18 protein-coding genes are annotated in these 16,134 nt (G+C 61.8%); 16 read left to right on the top strand and 2 right to left on the bottom strand.

Annotation, left to right across the window (positions count from 1 at the left end):
• Window positions 1-717: 717 nt before the first annotated feature.
• A complete protein-coding gene (locus tag HZZ16_RS13075) occupies window positions 718-1,005 on the bottom strand; it encodes a hypothetical protein (protein ID WP_197948862.1) in 288 nt (95 codons plus the stop codon).
• A gap of 167 nt (window positions 1,006-1,172) precedes the next feature.
• Here HZZ16_RS13075 and HZZ16_RS13070 point away from each other — a divergent pair, with 167 nt between their 5' ends.
• The 15 genes from HZZ16_RS13070 (at window position 1,173) to HZZ16_RS13000 (ending at window position 14,436) form a co-directional block, all read left to right on the top strand.
• The gene (locus HZZ16_RS13070; protein ID WP_197948861.1) at window positions 1,173-1,670 is read left to right on the top strand and encodes a pilus assembly protein N-terminal domain-containing protein; all 498 of its coding nucleotides are present in this window, start codon (window positions 1,173-1,175) and stop codon (window positions 1,668-1,670) included.
• A 415-nt stretch (window positions 1,671-2,085) separates the two neighbouring features.
• Window positions 2,086-2,295: a Flp family type IVb pilin gene (locus HZZ16_RS13065; protein WP_197948860.1), complete on the top strand. Its 210-nt coding sequence runs from the start codon at window positions 2,086-2,088 to the stop codon at window positions 2,293-2,295.
• 287 nt (window positions 2,296-2,582) lie between these two features.
• Window positions 2,583-3,089, top strand: coding sequence for an A24 family peptidase (locus HZZ16_RS13060; protein WP_197948859.1), 507 nt, complete (start codon window positions 2,583-2,585; stop codon window positions 3,087-3,089).
• Window position 3,090: 1 nt separating this feature from the next.
• Window positions 3,091-4,047, top strand: a complete 957-nt coding sequence (gene cpaB, locus HZZ16_RS13055) for a Flp pilus assembly protein CpaB (RefSeq protein WP_197948858.1) — start codon at window positions 3,091-3,093, stop codon at window positions 4,045-4,047.
• Window positions 4,047-5,243, top strand: coding sequence for a CpaE/TadZ family protein (locus HZZ16_RS13050; RefSeq protein WP_197948857.1), 1,197 nt, complete (start codon window positions 4,047-4,049; stop codon window positions 5,241-5,243). The genes cpaB and HZZ16_RS13050 overlap by 1 nt, the downstream gene beginning before the upstream one ends.
• Window positions 5,240-6,670: a TadA family conjugal transfer-associated ATPase gene (locus tag HZZ16_RS13045; protein ID WP_197948856.1), complete on the top strand. Its 1,431-nt coding sequence runs from the start codon at window positions 5,240-5,242 to the stop codon at window positions 6,668-6,670. Before HZZ16_RS13050 ends, HZZ16_RS13045 begins: the two co-directional genes overlap by 4 nt.
• Window positions 6,667-7,599 carry a type II secretion system F family protein gene (locus tag HZZ16_RS13040; protein WP_197948855.1) on the top strand — a complete coding sequence of 311 codons (933 nt, stop codon included), beginning with the start codon at window positions 6,667-6,669 and terminating at the stop codon, window positions 7,597-7,599. Before HZZ16_RS13045 ends, HZZ16_RS13040 begins: the two co-directional genes overlap by 4 nt.
• Window positions 7,596-8,483 carry a type II secretion system F family protein gene (locus HZZ16_RS13035; protein WP_197948854.1) on the top strand — a complete coding sequence of 296 codons (888 nt, stop codon included), beginning with the start codon at window positions 7,596-7,598 and terminating at the stop codon, window positions 8,481-8,483. Before HZZ16_RS13040 ends, HZZ16_RS13035 begins: the two co-directional genes overlap by 4 nt.
• A 39-nt stretch (window positions 8,484-8,522) precedes the next feature.
• Window positions 8,523-8,948: a hypothetical protein gene (locus tag HZZ16_RS13030; RefSeq protein WP_197948853.1), complete on the top strand. Its 426-nt coding sequence runs from the start codon at window positions 8,523-8,525 to the stop codon at window positions 8,946-8,948.
• Window positions 8,949-8,957: 9 nt separating this feature from the next.
• Window positions 8,958-10,325 (top strand): pilus assembly protein TadG-related protein, encoded by a 1,368-nt coding sequence (locus HZZ16_RS13025; RefSeq protein ID WP_197948852.1) that lies wholly within the window; start codon window positions 8,958-8,960, stop codon window positions 10,323-10,325.
• The gene (locus tag HZZ16_RS13020) at window positions 10,325-10,741 is read left to right on the top strand and encodes a TadE family protein (protein ID WP_210342451.1); all 417 of its coding nucleotides are present in this window, start codon (window positions 10,325-10,327) and stop codon (window positions 10,739-10,741) included. Before HZZ16_RS13025 ends, HZZ16_RS13020 begins: the two co-directional genes overlap by 1 nt.
• Window positions 10,742-11,142: 401 nt before the next feature.
• On the top strand, window positions 11,143-12,768 hold the full coding sequence (locus tag HZZ16_RS13015; protein ID WP_197948850.1) for a type II and III secretion system protein family protein: 1,626 nt from the start codon (window positions 11,143-11,145) through the stop codon (window positions 12,766-12,768).
• Between the two features lie 11 nt (window positions 12,769-12,779).
• Window positions 12,780-13,178: a hypothetical protein gene (locus tag HZZ16_RS13010; RefSeq protein ID WP_197948849.1), complete on the top strand. Its 399-nt coding sequence runs from the start codon at window positions 12,780-12,782 to the stop codon at window positions 13,176-13,178.
• A gap of 106 nt (window positions 13,179-13,284) precedes the next feature.
• Window positions 13,285-13,821 carry a tetratricopeptide repeat protein gene (locus tag HZZ16_RS13005; protein WP_197948848.1) on the top strand — a complete coding sequence of 179 codons (537 nt, stop codon included), beginning with the start codon at window positions 13,285-13,287 and terminating at the stop codon, window positions 13,819-13,821.
• A gap of 144 nt (window positions 13,822-13,965) precedes the next feature.
• A complete protein-coding gene (locus HZZ16_RS13000; protein WP_197948847.1) occupies window positions 13,966-14,436 on the top strand; it encodes a hypothetical protein in 471 nt (156 codons plus the stop codon).
• A 2-nt stretch (window positions 14,437-14,438) separates the two neighbouring features.
• Here HZZ16_RS13000 and HZZ16_RS12995 read toward each other — a convergent pair whose 3' ends face one another.
• Window positions 14,439-15,152 carry a PilN family protein gene (locus HZZ16_RS12995; RefSeq protein WP_246510098.1) on the bottom strand — a complete coding sequence of 238 codons (714 nt, stop codon included), beginning with the start codon at window positions 15,150-15,152 and terminating at the stop codon, window positions 14,439-14,441.
• 164 nt (window positions 15,153-15,316) lie between these two features.
• Here HZZ16_RS12995 and HZZ16_RS36995 point away from each other — a divergent pair, with 164 nt between their 5' ends.
• Window positions 15,317-15,430 carry an excalibur calcium-binding domain-containing protein gene (locus HZZ16_RS36995; RefSeq protein ID WP_311974133.1) on the top strand — a complete coding sequence of 38 codons (114 nt, stop codon included), beginning with the start codon at window positions 15,317-15,319 and terminating at the stop codon, window positions 15,428-15,430.
• Window positions 15,431-16,134: the final 704 nt, after the last annotated feature.

Genomic DNA, 16,134 nt, shown 5'->3' with positions numbered 1-16,134 from the left:
CACGGCATGAGGAAAGGCGGCTCCGCCAAGCTCAAGTGCGACGCAGGCCATGGCGCTGGGCACCGGCCGGCGCGCGAGACCGAACCGGTCGCCGTACCCAGCGAAAACGTCTTTTTGAACGAACTGATTTTGCATGACCTGCAGGAGGATTTCGTGCTAAGCGGCCTTCGGAAATTGGTCTTCAATCTCCAGCATCGATTGCCCACAATTCGTCTTGTCGACAGCATTCGCCGCGTGAAAAGCCTCGCGCGGCAGATGACGGTTATGCAGCGAAGACCGCGTCGAAACCAAGTCTGGCATTCGCCGGCTGCTGAGACGAGCTGCGGCGCGGGCCTTTCGATCTGGCGACGAGGCGCTTTTCGTCCCACGCTCGGTAGTGCTACGGGAGTCGGGGCGGGTTCCCAGGAAGGATCCCAAGTGCTAGGGTTCGACCTGCGTAGCGACGTTTCCCAAGCCAGCCCCGGGGAGGATCGGCGCCGCCAAAAAAGTGACCTTTGGCCCGCCTCCGTACCGACATTGCCGGAGGCGGGCTTCCTTTCCCGCCAAATTGAAAGGGGCCACCTTTCGCCGGCCCCTTGCCGATCGAAAATCTAGTTCGGGATGAAATGCCGGCCCCGGCCACGCTTACGTTAGAGGTATGCAAAGACCGAAGCGATTCCGGACTGTATGAAGCGCGGTCCCATCCGTGCCGTGACGATCACCGGCCGCCCCGCGCTTCTAATCGTTGGGATAGCAGATCAGCCGGCGAGGGTGTTCGGTGCCGAGCTCGGAGATCAGGTAGGCCGGCGCCCGGCTTTGCTGAAACAGGCGCTCGGCCAGATCGCCGTCGCAACGCTTAATCTTGGTGACGTAGTCGCACCACTCATTGTCGCGCGGCTGCCGCAGGCGAGGGTCGAGGTCGGGGCAGGGCCGTTCGTCGACCAGATAGGCAGCCTGTCCGTGGGCTGCGCCGGAGCTCATCCAGCAGCAGACGAGAAAGACGGATAAAGCGGAATAAATGCGCATGGCTGTCCCCCGCGGCCCGCATTCAGCTTCTCCCAAGCCTCGTTCGAACGCAAGCGCGGGGCACATCGCATCAACACGAAAGAGACGGCTGCCGCGGACCGTGCTAGTGTTCGCTGCCCGCGTGTCATTTGCGCTCACCAGCTTTTCTGTCTCTCGGGAGGTTTTTCATGAATCGATTGATTTTACCGGCGGCATTGGTGTCGCTCATCGCGGTCTGCGTCACCGGCCCAGCCGGCGCCCAGCGGATGCAGGAGATCGTCGCCACCGAGACGATCGAGCTTCGCGCTGAGCAGGCGCGCACCTTCACCCTGGATCAGCCCGTTGCCAGGTTCTCGCTTTCCGTCGAGGATATCGCGCAGGTCATTCCCGAAACCGATCGCGTCTTCACGATCCGCGGCCTGAAGGCCGGGCGCGTGTTGATGACGGCTTATGCTGCCGATGGACAGGTGGTCCACCGCTCCAACATCATCGTGGACCAGACCCAGGGCCTGGTGAAGATCTATCGCGCGGACACCAAGGATTATGTCGGCTATTTCTGCACCAGCCGCTCCTGCGGCCGCGCGGACCCGGATGCCAAGCCGCTGCCTTACGGGGCGACACCGGAGACCCAGCAGCGCGGCGAGCCCTCCGGCCCCAGCGCCGGGCCGCCGCGGGAGTCTCGGTGAGTAAGAGGCCGGCCGTGGCGCATGACGCATAGCGGCGTTGGCGCGTACGGCCGATTGTCTTCGGAATTTCTGTTCAAGCCGGGTTGTCCTCGACCAGCCGTCAGGCGATTTTTGTCGCGGCCAGGCGCGACCTGACGCAGGTGACGCGCGCCGGCAAGCCGGGCCCTGCCAATCGTTTCGCCAAAAAACGGCTGATTGCCCCCTGACGATGCAGTTCGGTATTTCCGAACTGGCATCCACCCCTTGATACTCGGGAAAAGGTCCTCACCGTACTCGCCCGGGTGCCCTGAGTAAGGTTAAGAAAGGATTAGCAGGTGACAACTTTCCCGGGAAATATTAGAAATGTTCCTCAGTTGGCTCATTTTTGCCTGCCAACGGTAACGGTCAGTTCATCTTTAGTAGAGGGATTTTCTCCATGTTGAAGTATTACATCAAGACCACCGAAGCCCTGAAGCAGCTGCGCAAGGACGAGGACGGCGTCGTGTCGTTCGAGTACATCATCGTCGCCGCGGCCGTGATCACCGTCGTGATCGGCTTCTTCGCCGGCACCGGCAGCACCAGCCTTACGGCCGCGCTGACCGCTGCGGTTGGCAAGGTCACCACGGCTATCGCCCTTCCTCTCTAAACTTCAAATGGGAGGAGGCAGACAATCCGTTTTCCTCCTCCCACTGCAAATTATTCCCGAGCCTGTACTTAAGTTGGGTTGGCTGCACGGTCTCGTTTCAAGTTTCTCTACGTAGCGGCTGTCGCTGCTTTTATTCCGTGCTGCTGGTCCGGCCATAATGCGCTCGACCATGCGATCCGCGTGATCGGCAGCGCCGTCCGGATATCGGAGGTCAGCTCGCGAGTCCGTGACGGCGGACCTCGATATTATTGCCAGTATTCCTTGAGGTGCCCCGAGGCACGAGTTTCATGAGTTGGATCATTTCCATAGTTTCCATTTTGGAAGTCCTGTTGCTGCTGCATGTCGCGGCGGTCGATATCGCAACACGAACAATCCGTAATGAGATTTGCCTCGCGCTGGCCCTGCTTGGAATCGTCAGTCAGTTGGCAAGCCCGATGCAGCTCCTGGAATCGCTGGTCGCGGCTGCCATCCTCTTTCTGGTGCTGCTGGCCTTCTACATGCGGGGCTGGATGGGCGGCGGCGACGTCAAGCTGCTTGCTGCTCTGGCGGTCGGTCTTCCCTTGAGCGGTATCATTCAGCTGCTGACGGTCACTGCGCTGGCCGGCGGCGTTCTCGCCCTGCTGCATGTGACCATGCGCAACCTGCCATCTCCCCGGCTCGCTCCCGCCGGAGCGTCGTTCGCACGCCGCGTCTATGCCATCGAGCGCTGGCGCCATCTGCGTCATGCACCATTGCCTTACGGCGTTGCCATCGCCTGCGGCGGCATCTGGGCCATTTTCAGTCGAGGATTTTGATATGTCATCCGCCTTGCGCATCTCGATCATCATGGTCCTGTTGCTCGCGACCACGGCACTCGGACTCATTGCCTACAACATGAACCTGCCGAAGCCGGTCCCCATGCAAATTGCGGAAAAGGGGGCGGCGGCCCCTGCGACGGTCGGCTACTACGTCGCGACCCGAGCGTTGCCGAAGGGGACGCTGGCCCGCCAGGAGGATTTCGCGCTGCGCCAGGTGGCGCCGGATCGTGTTCCGACCGGAGCGATCCTCGAAACGCCGGAATCGGCGGCCGGGCTTCCCGGCTCCCTGGTCCGCAAGTTCGTGGACGCCGGCAGCCCCATCACATTGCAGGACATCCTGCGTCCGCGGGATCGCGGTTTCCTCGCCAGCGTGCTGGCGCCTGACAGCCGTGCCATCAGCATCAAGGTCGACGAGGAGTCCGGCGTCTCCGGTCTCGTCAGGCCGGGCGACCATGTCGACGTCGTGCTGACCCAGGTGTTCGAGAAGGCGGATCCCGCCCGTCGCGCGATGAGCGAGACCGTGTTGCGCAACGTCCGCGTCATCGCGATCGATCAGGAGATCGTTCAGGGCGGGCGCGGAATTGCCTCTGTGGCCGGCAAGCTGCCGCAGACGGTGTCGCTGGAGCTGACCCAAGAGCAGGTCAAGAAGGTCACCGTGGCCAAGCAGCTCGGCACGCTGTCGCTGGCGGTGCGCGCCGCCATCGACCAGTGGGACAGGGGAGACACGGGGTCGATCTCGAGCTGTGACGTCTCGCCCGAGCTTGCGCGCCAGAATGCCATGGCCGGCCAGAGGACGGCGGTGGTCGTTCATTCCGGCGGCGAGGTCAAGCAATACACGGTCCGGAAGCAGGACTCCGAAGGCAGCGACGTCGCCTTGAGCTGCGACGGGTCGGAAGCGGCCAGCCGGACCGCGAGCGCAATTGGCTATGCCGCCAGGCTGCCGGAGAAACGTTGATGAACATGGCATTGGTCACTCCGCCCCAGGAAACGTCATCGCTCGTCGCACGCAACCGGATCGTCTGTTTCGTCAACGACGAGATCAGCGCCGGCGCGCTCGGCAAAGGTCTCGAAGGCAGCAATCTAGCGATCAAGCATGGCACGATCCGCAATACCATCAAGATGCTGGAGACCGACACCGACCTGTTCGCCCTGGTCACCGACATCAGCGGTATCGATGATCCCTTTCCCGAGCTGGAGCGCCTCGCCGGCGTCTGCCCGCCCGATGTTCGCGTGGCGCTGATCGGCGACAACAGGGAGATCACGTTCTATCGCCAGCTGATGGATCTCGGCCTCACCGAGTATCTTCCCAAGCCGCTGACGCGGGATGTCGTGCTGGACCAGCTGCGCCCGAAGCTGCTGGGGGACGCCTCGCACGTTGCGGCCGATCGCGGCGGGCATGTGGTCTCGATCTGCGGCGCGCAAGGCGGCGCGGGCGCGACCAGCATCGCCATCAATCTCGCGCTGCAGATCGCCGAAACCACCAAGGCCAAGGTCGCGCTGCTCGATCTGCATCTACAGGGCGGCGAGACCGCCGTGATGCTGGGCGTTCGGCCCGGGCCGGGGCTGCGGATCGCGCTGGAAAATCCGATGCGCGCCGACACGCTGTTCATCGAACGCGCGGCCATCGAGGTCAACGAACGGGTGTCCCTGATCTCGGCCGATGAGGAACTCGACGCGCAGCTCGACATCACCGAGGCGGGGGTGCGCCACGTGCTGGGCCTGCTGCGCCAGCGCTTCAACTACGTCATCGTCGATGTGCCGGTGCCGTTTCCGCCGTCGATGCATTCGGTGATCGAGCAGTCGCGGCACGTGCTGGTCCTGCTGGAAGCCGAGGTCACCGGGCTGCGCAACGCCCATGCGCTGCGCACTGCCGTCACCAACATCGCCGGCAAGGACCGGGTGTTCACGCTGCTCAACCGTGCCGATCGTGCCGGCGGACTTCCCCGCGCCACCATGGTCAAGGCGCTCGGCGCCGAGCCCGACATGGTGATCCCGGATCTCGGCAAGGGCATGACCCAGGCGGTCAATCTCGGCATCCCCGCGCTGAAGCACGTCAGGAAGTTGCGGCGTCACCTCGCCCCCATTGTCCGGGAGATCACCGGCATCGGCGCCCAGCGCAAGGGCCGGCTGCGGAGGCTGCTCGGGCTATGAAGAAATTCGGTCGACGCCCCGACGATTTGCCGGAAGGTTTGCCTGCGCCGGCGGCGAGCCTTCCGCCGCCTATGCCCGTGGCGCCCGCGCCGCCGGCGAGCCCGTCCTTGTCATCTCCAAGCGCTGCGAGCTCCGAGGTGACGCCGAGACGCGAAGAGAGTGCGGTCCATCATCCCGTCATGCCGGCGTCGCTGCGCGAACGGGTCATCGAGCAGATCGATCCGGCGGTCGCAGCGACCGTTTCCCGCGACATCCTGCGGCGGCAGGTCGAGGAGATCATTCACGGCATCGCTAACCAGGACCGGCTCGAACTGTCGGGCCGCGAGCAGATGATGCTCGCGGACGAGATCGCCGACGACATGACCGGCTATGGCCCGCTCCGTCCGCTCCTGATGGATCAGTCGATCAGCGACATCATGATCAACGGCCCCAGCAACGTCTATGTCGAGCGGAGCGGGAAGCTGGAGCGGATCGCGGTGCGCTTTCGCGACAACGACCACATCGCCTCGGTCGCGCAGAAGATCGCCGCGCAGGTCGGGCGCCGGGTCGATGAATCCAGCCCCATGGTGGACTGCCGCCTGCCGGACGGCAGCCGCGTCAACATCATCCTGCCGCCGCTCGCCATCCACAGTCCCTGCATCTCCATCCGCAAGTTTCCGAGCCGCCGGCTGGACATGGCCGGCATGGTCGAGAACGGCTCGATGACCCCGGCCATCGCGAAGCTGCTGGAAATTGCGGGCCGGTCGCGGCTGAACGTGCTGGTCTCCGGCGGCACCGGCTCGGGCAAGACCACGCTGCTCAACGCCATCAGCCAGTTCATCGGTCACAACGAGCGCATCGTCACCATCGAGGATGCGGCGGAATTGCAGCTCCAGCAGCCGCACGTGATCAGCCTGGAGACCCGGCCGCCGAGCCTCGAAGGCACCGGGCAGGTGACGCAGCGCGATCTCCTCTGGAATGCGCTGCGCATGCGTCCGGACCGGATCGTGGTGGGCGAGGTACGCGGCGCCGAGGCCTTCGACATGCTCCAGGCCATGAACACCGGCCATGACGGCTCGATCTCCACCGTGCATGCCAACAGCACCCGGGACGCCCTCACTCGAGTCGAGAACATGGTGCAGATGGGCCAGGTCAATCTGCCCTCACGGGCGATCCGGACCCAGATCGTTGCTGCCCTGGATCTGATCGTGCACGTCGAGCGCATGCGCGACGGTCAGCGCCGCATCGTCCAGGTCAGCGAGGTGGTCGGCCTGGAGGGCGAGGTGATCACCACCAACGACATTGCAGCCTTCGAGTACAAGGAGGAGGACGTTCACGGGCGGATTTTGGGCGTATACACATCGACCAACGCGGTCCCGAAATTCAAGAGCCGTCTGGTCTATTTCGGGCTGGATCGCGCCTGGGCCGAGGCCATGAGGCAGATATGATCCCTCAATCCGCGATCCTGATCGTTCTTGTTCTCCTGCTGTGCGCCACGGTCACATCCTTGTGGCTCGACGCACGCGAGAAGCGGTTTGACCGCCAGCTGGCGACGGCTCTCAAGACCACGACGAAGGAGAGCTTGCCGACGATCCGCAGGTCCGAGGCCGCGCCTCGCTCTCAGTTGATCTACCTTTTGGCCAACTACAGGCCTGAAGTGAATTACTCGCTGCATCCGGCTTATGTATTGCTTTCGGCATTTGTCGTCGCCTCAGCAATATTCTACGTCGTTAACTTCTTCGAGTACCCCCTTGCCTATGGGGCGATCGCAGCTGCGATTGCTGCCGTCCTCGTGATGCGAGGTCTTTTTGGATGGCAGCGGCGTCGGTTCGCTGACGGGCTGTTTCGACAGCTTCCCGACACCATTCAGATCGTAACCAGTACGGTTCGCTCCGGCCTGCCTGTGCAAGAGGCCTTTCGTACCATCGCGCGCGACATGCCGGAACCGACCGCGGCTCAGTTCGCGATCGTATGCAGCGAGCTGGGCACGGGGAGAGCTCCAGACGAAGCGGTTGAAGCGGTCTATCGAAGAACGGGCGTCACCGAATACGGTATCTTCGCGGTGACGCTCGGGGTTCAGTTGAAGTCTGGCGGTAGTTTATCCGAAACATTGCAGACTTTGGGCGAAACCATCAGTCAGCGTGTTGCCCTTGCTGCTCGCGCAAAAGCACTGGCCGGCGAAGTGATCTTCTCGTCGCGCGCGCTCACGTTCGCGCCGCTTATCATCGGCGGTATTATCTACAAGCTGAGTCCGCAATCGATCGAGCCGCTCTTCCAGGACCCGATTGGCAACAACATGCTGGCTTACGCGGTCGTCTCGGTGTTGATCGGGCACTTCGTGATCCGATGGTTGATCCGGAGGGAGACGACGTTATGACCGCTGGTCTCGGTTTCGTGTCGCTTGCCATTGTAGCGGCGACCGCAACGCTCCTGTTGATCATTCGTGAAATGCACCTGCGGGCATTGAACACCCGGGTGTCGAATGCCGTTCGGGGCGTTCCCACGGCGTCGCACGACGTGACGGGTTGGATCTCGTCCATCGGCATGCGCTATCGGCGCTTCCACGCTGAGGAGAACCTGGATCAGTTGCGAGCCGTCTTGAAGTCGACCGGATTCAACCATCACAAGACTCTGCCGATCTGGCTCGGGATCAAAATCGTCAGCATGGTTTTCTTGCCGGTCGTCACCTTTGTTGGTGCGCAGCTTTCGGGAAGTGAGCCAAAGGATGTTCTCCTCCTGACGCTTGTTGGCCTGGTGGTCGGGATTGTAGGACCCCGATTCATCTTGTTTGTGCTGAAGCAGCGTTTCGATGCCGCAATTAGACTGGGCACGCCGGATGCGATAGATCTTCTAGTCGTCTGCAGTGAAGCCGGAATGGGGCTCGAGGGGGCTTTGGAACGCGTAGCTGCAGAAATGGACCAGACCAATCCGGCTATGTCCCGCGTCCTGTACGGGCTTCTGGACGATCTCCGGTTACTGCCGAATCGTTCCGATGCGTTCGAGAAGATGGGCCTTCTGTCGGATGGACTCCGGCGCTTCGGCACCATGATCAGCCAGAGCCTCCAATACGGAACGCCATTGAGTCAGGTTTTGCGCAGCATCGCCGCGGATCTTCGGCGGGAACGGATCACCAAGCTCGAGGAGCGCGCTCACAAGCTCGGTGCCAAGCTGACAATCCCGATGGTGTTGTTTCTCCTGCCTGCCATGTTCGTCATCCTGGGCGGGGGACCGCTTTTGAATCTGATCCGTGTGCTGAAGTAGGTCGGCGCGCGCTCAGGAAAATTGCACGGCGAGGCAGGCATGGGCCGCAACATTTCGTTCATCCAGGATCAACGCGGGGCTGTTTCGTTTGAATTGCCCCTTGTTTGTGTTTTCATCCTCTTGACTATCCTTTTTCCGCTCGCTGACGTTGCGATCGCTGGTTTCAAGTACCTTTCTGCGCATCAGGCTTTGCGTGATATGGGTCAGTTCACTCAGTATAAGCCGCCGAGCGATGTCACCAGCTCATCCGCTGTCAGCGACTGGAAAAGCTCACTGCCCTCGTCCGTCGGAGGCTATTCCATTACTGCGGAAGTGTACTGTAATGGCACCCCCGCTCCGTGCGCTTCGGCCGCGACATTGCCCAAGTACTACACCTTCACGACGAGCTTCTCGTTGTCTCCGATGGTGCTCAAATCGCTGTTGTGCAGCACCTGCATGGTTAAATATTCAGAACGATTTCAATAGGAGGGCATTGTGCGCAACCTTCGTGGCTGTCGTCGTGGCTCCGTTGCATTCGCAACCGTCATCGCGCTGGTCCCGCTAGTCGGAGTCATAGCGCTCGGAGCGGAGGCGGGATCATGGTACGTTACCAAGCAACACGCTCAGAGTGCCGCTGATGCGGCGGCGTATTCCGGCGGTTTGACTCTCGCCTGCACGATTTCCGGAAGCAGCAATTGTGATACGGACCAGGACTATGTTTACCGCGGCAAGCAGTTCGCCGCACAGAACTCGTTCTGCAATTCCGGCGATTCGTTTGCGGGCTGCGCCCTTCCGGCGGGTACGGTGCGGACGGTTGAGATCGATCGAGGCAGCTATTCTGTGGGGGCGTGGGCCAGTTCGGCGAGTGGCAGTTTCGTTCGTTCCGTTGTGACCCAGCAACAGCCGACATACCTTGCCGGTGTGCTTGGCCTGTCAACTGCCAACATCCGCGCTCAAGCGATTGTTGAGATCCAAAATCCTAAGGACCTTTGTGCGTTGGGGCTGTCCCCCAACAGCATCGGACTGACGTTGGGCGGCAGCGTCAACATCACCGGAAATGGCTGTGGGCTGATGGCGAATAACACCGTCAAATACGCGAGCACTCCCACTTTCTCCGGTTCGGGTTGGGCTGTGAATGCCGTCAATGGCTGCACCAATTCCGGCAATTGCGATCCCGGGGTGCCCTATAATTACAACATGCTGCCCGCGACGAATCCGCTTGCGCCATTGAATACTGCATCGTTCAACAGCAGAACCGGCAATACGGCGCCACTACAGAAAATAACGTGCGCCGCTGGGTTACCTAGTGATGTCAAGAATTGTTATAAGATCACCCCGAACAGTTCGGGCACGGGGGCATACAAGGACCTCACCGTGACGACAGGAGACTACGTAACTTTTGACACACAAGGCGCAACGTCCGGCACGTATTTCTTCTATAAGGCATCGATTAAAATCAATGGCGGATACGTCAACTGCACGTGCACGAATTCAGGAACCGGCGTAACCCTCGTTTTGCTCGGGGACTCGAGCATTTCCATCAGTGGCGCTACGGTAAGTCTCTCCGCGCCTGCAACCAACTCCTTCTCTTCTCTTCTGAACGGCGTTCTGATCGACGATCAGGCCCCGACCAAGAGCAACAACAATGTCACCATCAACGGCAGTGGTAACGTTGCTCTGGGCGGCGCGCTATATTTCCCCAATGTCGATGTGACCTGGAACGGAACGACTGCCAGTACAAATACGACCTGTACGGAGGTGATTGCCAATACTCTCACGATGAGCGGTAGTGCTTACCTCAGCACATCAGGCTGCGCGCCGGGCACCATCGCCAAGACCCAAGTCGTTGCTCTGGTGAAGTGATGAAGAAGCTCGACAATCGCGGAGTAGCTGCCTTCGAATTCTGCGTGGTCGCCGGGGTGTTCTTCATGCTGGTGTTCGCGATCGTTGACTTCGGGCGGTATGCGATCACCATGCAGTCGCTCCGGCACCTCGCGGGAGCAGGCGCCCGTGCCATGATGATCGCGTGCTACACGCCTGCCGTCACCAGCAACAACTCACCCTCGGGCTGCACGGGCGACTATCTCTCCAGCACGGAGAAGCAGAACACGGCCCCCTTCCTCTATGCCGGCGGTCTCACCCCTACGCTCGCCACGACGTCGGGAGGGGGAATGCTGACCGTTACGGCGTCTCAACCGGGCTTCGCCATGTTGATTCCGATCTGGGGCACGTCGCTCAACGCGCCGAGCGCCTCGACTCAGGTTCCGTTCTCGCCATGAACCGAATTGTCCCGGCATCAACGTGGCTTAGGCATTCTCATCGCTGGTCGTAGGTTCGTGCGATGGTACCTGTTAGTTGTGCGCGTGTGTGAGGCCCATTCTGCTGCCAACAAGGTGAGAAAAGTGGTGCCGGAGGGCAACATTTGACAGTTTTCTGTGGCGTTGCCGCACCGCAATGGACGTCTCGCCTTGCCAATTCCTCCCGGGATTGATGATGATCCTCAGGCGGGCGATTTGGCGGGGCGGTTTGGCGTCCGAAGCCCTGCCGGGATGAGGATACCCGGTAACGGTTTGTAGTGGAACGAATTGTAAGCTCTGTGGCGTCGCGTGCGAAGGAGAGTTGCTAAGGCGCCCGGGACTACATTGTTGGGCAGTCGCAGAATGCGGCAAGGGGTTTTGAAATGGGTGGCGGTCGCGTTTTCATGGGGGCCGGAAGCAGGCGTTTCGCCCTGAGCGTGTTGGCTCTGGGCACCGGCCTAGCTTTGGTCGGTTCCGCGGACGGCGCCGGCGCAGCCGACCGGCGGGTTTCAGGGGGCGGCGTCTTCGTCAGCGAGATGAGCGACGTCCAGCGCGTCAAGGTCATCGTCAACAAGTCCCGGACCTTCCGCGTCGACCAAGCCTTCGCGACCATCGTTGCGGGCTCGTCGGAGATTGCCGACGTCAAGTCGCTGAGCGATCACCTGATCTATATCCAGGGCAAGCAGACCGGCACCACCAATGTCATCCTGCTCGACGCCTCCATGAAGCAGATCGGCATCCTCGACGTCGAGGTCGCCATCGACACCAACAGCCTGCAGCAGAACATCCGCGCCAGCACCGGCTCGCACGGCATCCGCGTCTCGTCCTCCGAAGGTCAGGTGGTACTGAGCGGAACGGTTGCCGATGCCGTCGCCGCGGAGCGCGCCATGTCGATTGCCACCGGGACGGTTGCCAAGGGGGGCACCGTCGTCAACGCCATGAACGTCGCGGCGCCGCAGCAGGTGATGCTGGAGGTTCGCTTTATCGAAGCGAGCCGCCAGGCTGGTCGCGAACTCGGCGTGAACCTTTATGCCGCGAATGCCAGCGGGTCGAATATCGCCAATTCCGGGCGTGGTGGGCCGGCTTCGATTAACACGAACAGCGGCCGGGTCGATATGCCCAACGTCGGTCCTCCAGCCGGCACGATTCCTCTTTTGGGAACGGCAGGGACGCTCATTGGGAGCGCTGGCGGGATAGCTCCAACACCGTTTGGGACCCTGTTGACCAGCATTTTACGCACCAGCAACGGCAGCTCAGTCGATTTGCTGATTTCGGCTCTGGAAACAAAGGGGCTGGCTCGCCGACTTGCGGAGCCGAATCTGACTACGCTTTCCGGGGACGCCGCGCGCTTTCTCGCTGGTGGCGAATTTCCGGTGCCGATACCGACCAATACCACCGCCGGCTTTCCGACGGTGACGATCGAGTACAAGAAGTTCGGTGTCGAGCTTGCTTTCGTTCCTACTGTCCTCTCGCGCGGCGTGATCAACCTCCGGGTTGAGCCATCGGTCAGCGAACTCGATTTCGCCAACGCGGTGACGATCCAGGGAACAACGGTGCCTGCGCTGACCCGTCGCGATGCGCGCACTACGGTCGAGTTGCGCGACGGCCAGAGTTTCGCCATCGCCGGCCTGCTCCAGACCCGCAACCGCCAGGATGTCTCGCAACTGCCCTGGATCGGCTCAGTGCCGGTGATTGGAACCTTGTTCAGCAGCAAGTCCTATCAGCAGGAGGAAACCGATCTCGTCATCATCGTGACGCCGCGCCTGGTGGCGCCGGCGGCGCCCGGCCAGCAACTGGCCTCGCCGCTGGATTCGCGGCTGCCGGCCAACGACGTCGATTTCTTCCTCAACGGCCAGATGGAAGTGCGCAAGCGCTACGACGACTACGTCAATTCCGGCGGCGAGGTGAGGGGCCCCTACGGCCACATCATCGCGCCCGAGCTCAGGAGGCCGCGTCCGCCGCCTCCCGCGGCGGCCGCCGACCAGGCCGTCGTGAAAACCCTCAACTAAAGGACGCGAGGATGACCATCAGGTATCTGGCTCTGTGCGCGCCCGTCCTGCTCGGGGGATGCTACGGTCTCGCCGGCCATGACGAGGTGGACCGCTACTTCCAGCGCTCCGACACCATCACCATGAGCGCCGGCGATGCCAAGCAGGTCAACGCTGCCACCCACACCATCACGCCCTGGCCACGCTATGTCGGCGACACCCGGATCGCCACAGATGCGCGCCGCGTCGGGAAGGCCGTCACGCGCTACGGAGACACCAAGCAGCCCGTGGATCAGCTTCCCGACATCAGCGATGCGACGAAGCAAATGGGGGTACGGCCAACCCCGACCCAGTCCATCGACGTGCAAGGTCTGGGAGCCGGAGCGTCTGCCGGTATCTCCGTACCGGTGGGCAATGCGGGAGCGAGATAGAAAGCAAAGTCATTTCAATCCTATGGCTACTGTGCATGGGGTTGTTTTGCGGGATTTTTTTGGGGGCTGGCAGAGGTTAGGGAAAGCCGGCGGGGGACAAGGACTGATGCGGCGTCTGATCCTGATGCTGACCTGTTGCTGGCTCGCCATCGGCCTTGCCGCCTGTGATTACACGGTGCGGCAGGCCGCGATCGTCGCGCCCGTCGACGCCGGCGGCCCCGATCCCGTTCAGGAGCCGACCGACGTCAAATATTATCCGTCGGACGAGCCGGTGCGCTTGGGGCTGGAGCATTTCAATCGCGGCAATTACGGCATCGCCAACCGCTATTTCCGCGACGGCGTCGAGAAGTCGCCGAAGGACCTAACCGCGTGGATGGGTCTTGCCGCGAGCTATGACCGCCTGCGCCGCTTCGATCTCGCTGACCAGGCCTATGCCCAGGCGATCCGCCTCGGAGGCGAGACCGTCCAGGTCCTGAACGATCAGGGCTACTCCTACATGCTGCGCGGCAATCTCACGGCAGCCCGGCGCAAGTTCGAGAAGGCCTATGCGCTCGACCCCGGCAATCCCGTCATCGCCAACAATCTCGAGCTGCTCAACGGCAGCCGGCGATTCATCGAGCGGCCCCCGAACAACCAGCCCTGAGCCGCCTTAACCGCCGGTTGAGGGCGTTCCGCTTTCCGGGAGGGAGCGCCGGAACCCTTAAGACAGGATCAACGTTTGCGACGTTAGTCTTGTCGCATGAGTCGGCTATTCAAACTCCAGTTTCTCGGACCCCTGGCCCTGTTCGTGGCGACGCTGTCCGCCGAGCTGGCCTCCCTCGCGCTCGAGCGCGCCCCGTCCTCCGCGACGCTCTGGTACCTGAACCTCAGGGTGTTCGGGCTGTTTCAGCGTAGCCACGAGGCGCTGGCCGGTTACACCGACCTCGCAGGCGTCCAGCTGTTCGGGATTGCGCTGCCGATCTTCGCGCTGGCCTGTCTCGGCCTGATGATGCGCTCAAAGCTGCCGCTCGCAGTTTCCACGCAGTTCGCCGCCGGATATGCCGGCTTCCTGCTGATGTCGTGGCAAAGCCCTGCGCAAGCGTCGCGGCAGGCGTCATTGGGGTGGATTGCGGTGCCGTCGGGGGAGGGGTTCTACCTGCTCGCGGGAATTCTCGCGGCCACTCTGCTGTCGTGCCTCATCTCCCACTTGCTCTATTTGCAGGCCCCCAGCAAGGCCGAGACCGATTGCGTCGCGATCGCCGGCCCGTCGCGAGACTGACCTCAGTTCGGCTCCAGCACAGCATCGACCTGACGACTGTCGCGCCGCACGACGAGGATGGCACCGTTGCGAATCGTGAATCGCGCGCCGAGCAATTTGGGTACCTTCTCCGTGACGGGCGAAGGGAAGGGAATGGTCGGCCATGCGACAGGGTCTCCAACGCTTACCGGTGCGGCGGAAGGGGCGCTGGGGGGAGCTGGCTTGATGTATTCGCGAATGAGTTGAACCTCCTCGCGGGACAGGTTGAGCGGCGCCTGATGAGGAATAGCTGCCAGCCGCCGGTCGGCTTCGTCCCGCGCCTTCGCGTCCTTGGCTTCTCTAGCCTTCTCGGCCTGGTCCATGCGAGAGGGCCGCTCCTTCAGAATTGACAGCTCCCGTTGCAGCGAGGAGATTTCCATTTTCAACGATCTGATCTGCGCTAGTGCGATGGCTGCTCCGGCGCAGACGATGATGGCGAGGAAGCTGACCAGCGCAACGATGCCGCCGTTGAGGCCCGCGCTCCGACTCGCCGGTCGTGCTTTCGGCAGGTCCTGCTCTAAATGATTTCGCCACATGAGGCCCAGGCGACTGAGCTTGCCGCCTATGGTCTTGCCGGCAGGAGCGCGCGATGCGGCGACTGTGTGGCCTTCGTCGTTGGAGGTTGCGTGCCGAGTGCTCGGTCGGGGATCAGCTCCGACTGGGGGCGAATGCTCGATAGGCTCAGGAGTGGGGGACATCGCTGGATCTTCTGGATCTAGAGCTGCAATGGGAAAGGTTTGTTGCGCCGAGCCGATAAGCCGGTCGATTAGCCCAAAAGCCTCGGTGCCGGGCGTCTCGGTGGTAAGGGGTAATTGACCGCGATAGCGCCTTCATTACATCTGCGACTTCACGGCCGGCCTCGGTGATCAGTAGCTCTTTGGATGCGCCCGCAAGGCCCGGAGAGCCCGGCTATTGGAAACACCACGACCACGATCGGGACGGCATCGCTTGTGAACCATGGCCCGAACGCCGGTAAGTTGCTTCGCAGCTATTCCGCCCATAACAGAAATCAACACGTCAGACGGAGGCTCCAAGATCTCCTCCCGATACATGCCGGCGGATCAATTTTCCTTGCCCGCTCTACGCACAGCGATAGCGAACGCATCATCCGGTGGCGCATTGGCTCATCCCACTGCGCACGCAACTATGCGCCCGTTAAGAAATTGGTGAGAGGTCAATGTCACCATTTGTTGTATTGGGTCGCCACAGTGCGGCAGCGCATTCCGAGAACTCAGTTTAATACTTTGACACGCCCGGTTGGCGGTCTCTTGGAGGAGAGGCCCAATGTTTAAGGGCTTCACGGTGGTAGTTGTCGCGCTGATTAGCACAGCGCAGTTGGATCGATATTTAGCCCACGGTCGGTACACCGACGCTGCCACGGATATGCTGCGGCAGATCGGGCGCGCGTTTGGGTTTTGGTAATTCTTGGCGCGGAGGCGCGTGATGGAGATCTCATGGACCGATCTCGATAGCAATGAACAGCGCACTATTGCGATATTGGGAGCCGGACTTTCCATTGAACTGTGCGACCCTCTTGCCCTCCTGACGCTAAGAAGGCTCGGTCTTGTCCTAGGGTCCCACTTGACGGCGGCTGGACACGATCTGCGGAAAGTTGCCCTGGAGAGTGTCGCAGGTTCGCGCTGATCTCGGCCATCCGATACTTTGTGACCCGCAAACTGC

Source organism: Bradyrhizobium glycinis (assembly GCF_016031655.1).
In the GTDB taxonomy this organism is placed as follows: Bacteria; Pseudomonadota; Alphaproteobacteria; order Rhizobiales; family Xanthobacteraceae; genus Bradyrhizobium; species Bradyrhizobium glycinis.
This window is presented reverse-complemented; position numbering and strand designations above follow the sequence as displayed.

Excerpts from the sequence above, each read along its gene's own strand:
- HZZ16_RS13015 (WP_197948850.1), top strand. The coding sequence starts at position 11,143 with ATGGGTGGCGGTCGCGTTTTCATGGGGGCCGGAAGCAGGCGTTTCGCC.
- HZZ16_RS13020 (WP_210342451.1), top strand. The coding sequence starts at position 10,325 with ATGAAGAAGCTCGACAATCGCGGAGTAGCTGCCTTCGAATTCTGCGTG.
- HZZ16_RS13050 (WP_197948857.1), top strand. The coding sequence starts at position 4,047 with ATGAACATGGCATTGGTCACTCCGCCCCAGGAAACGTCATCGCTCGTC.
- HZZ16_RS13005 (WP_197948848.1), top strand. The coding sequence starts at position 13,285 with ATGCGGCGTCTGATCCTGATGCTGACCTGTTGCTGGCTCGCCATCGGC.
- HZZ16_RS13065 (WP_197948860.1), top strand. The coding sequence starts at position 2,086 with ATGTTGAAGTATTACATCAAGACCACCGAAGCCCTGAAGCAGCTGCGC.
- HZZ16_RS13075 (WP_197948862.1), bottom strand. The coding sequence starts at position 1,005 with ATGCGCATTTATTCCGCTTTATCCGTCTTTCTCGTCTGCTGCTGGATG.
- HZZ16_RS13040 (WP_197948855.1), top strand. The coding sequence starts at position 6,667 with ATGATCCCTCAATCCGCGATCCTGATCGTTCTTGTTCTCCTGCTGTGC.
- HZZ16_RS13070 (WP_197948861.1), top strand. The coding sequence starts at position 1,173 with ATGAATCGATTGATTTTACCGGCGGCATTGGTGTCGCTCATCGCGGTC.
- HZZ16_RS13035 (WP_197948854.1), top strand. The coding sequence starts at position 7,596 with ATGACCGCTGGTCTCGGTTTCGTGTCGCTTGCCATTGTAGCGGCGACC.
- HZZ16_RS13045 (WP_197948856.1), top strand. The coding sequence starts at position 5,240 with ATGAAGAAATTCGGTCGACGCCCCGACGATTTGCCGGAAGGTTTGCCT.
- HZZ16_RS13010 (WP_197948849.1), top strand. The coding sequence starts at position 12,780 with ATGACCATCAGGTATCTGGCTCTGTGCGCGCCCGTCCTGCTCGGGGGA.
- HZZ16_RS13030 (WP_197948853.1), top strand. The coding sequence starts at position 8,523 with ATGGGCCGCAACATTTCGTTCATCCAGGATCAACGCGGGGCTGTTTCG.
- HZZ16_RS12995 (WP_246510098.1), bottom strand. The coding sequence starts at position 15,152 with ATGTCCCCCACTCCTGAGCCTATCGAGCATTCGCCCCCAGTCGGAGCT.
- HZZ16_RS13060 (WP_197948859.1), top strand. The coding sequence starts at position 2,583 with ATGAGTTGGATCATTTCCATAGTTTCCATTTTGGAAGTCCTGTTGCTG.
- cpaB (WP_197948858.1), top strand. The coding sequence starts at position 3,091 with ATGTCATCCGCCTTGCGCATCTCGATCATCATGGTCCTGTTGCTCGCG.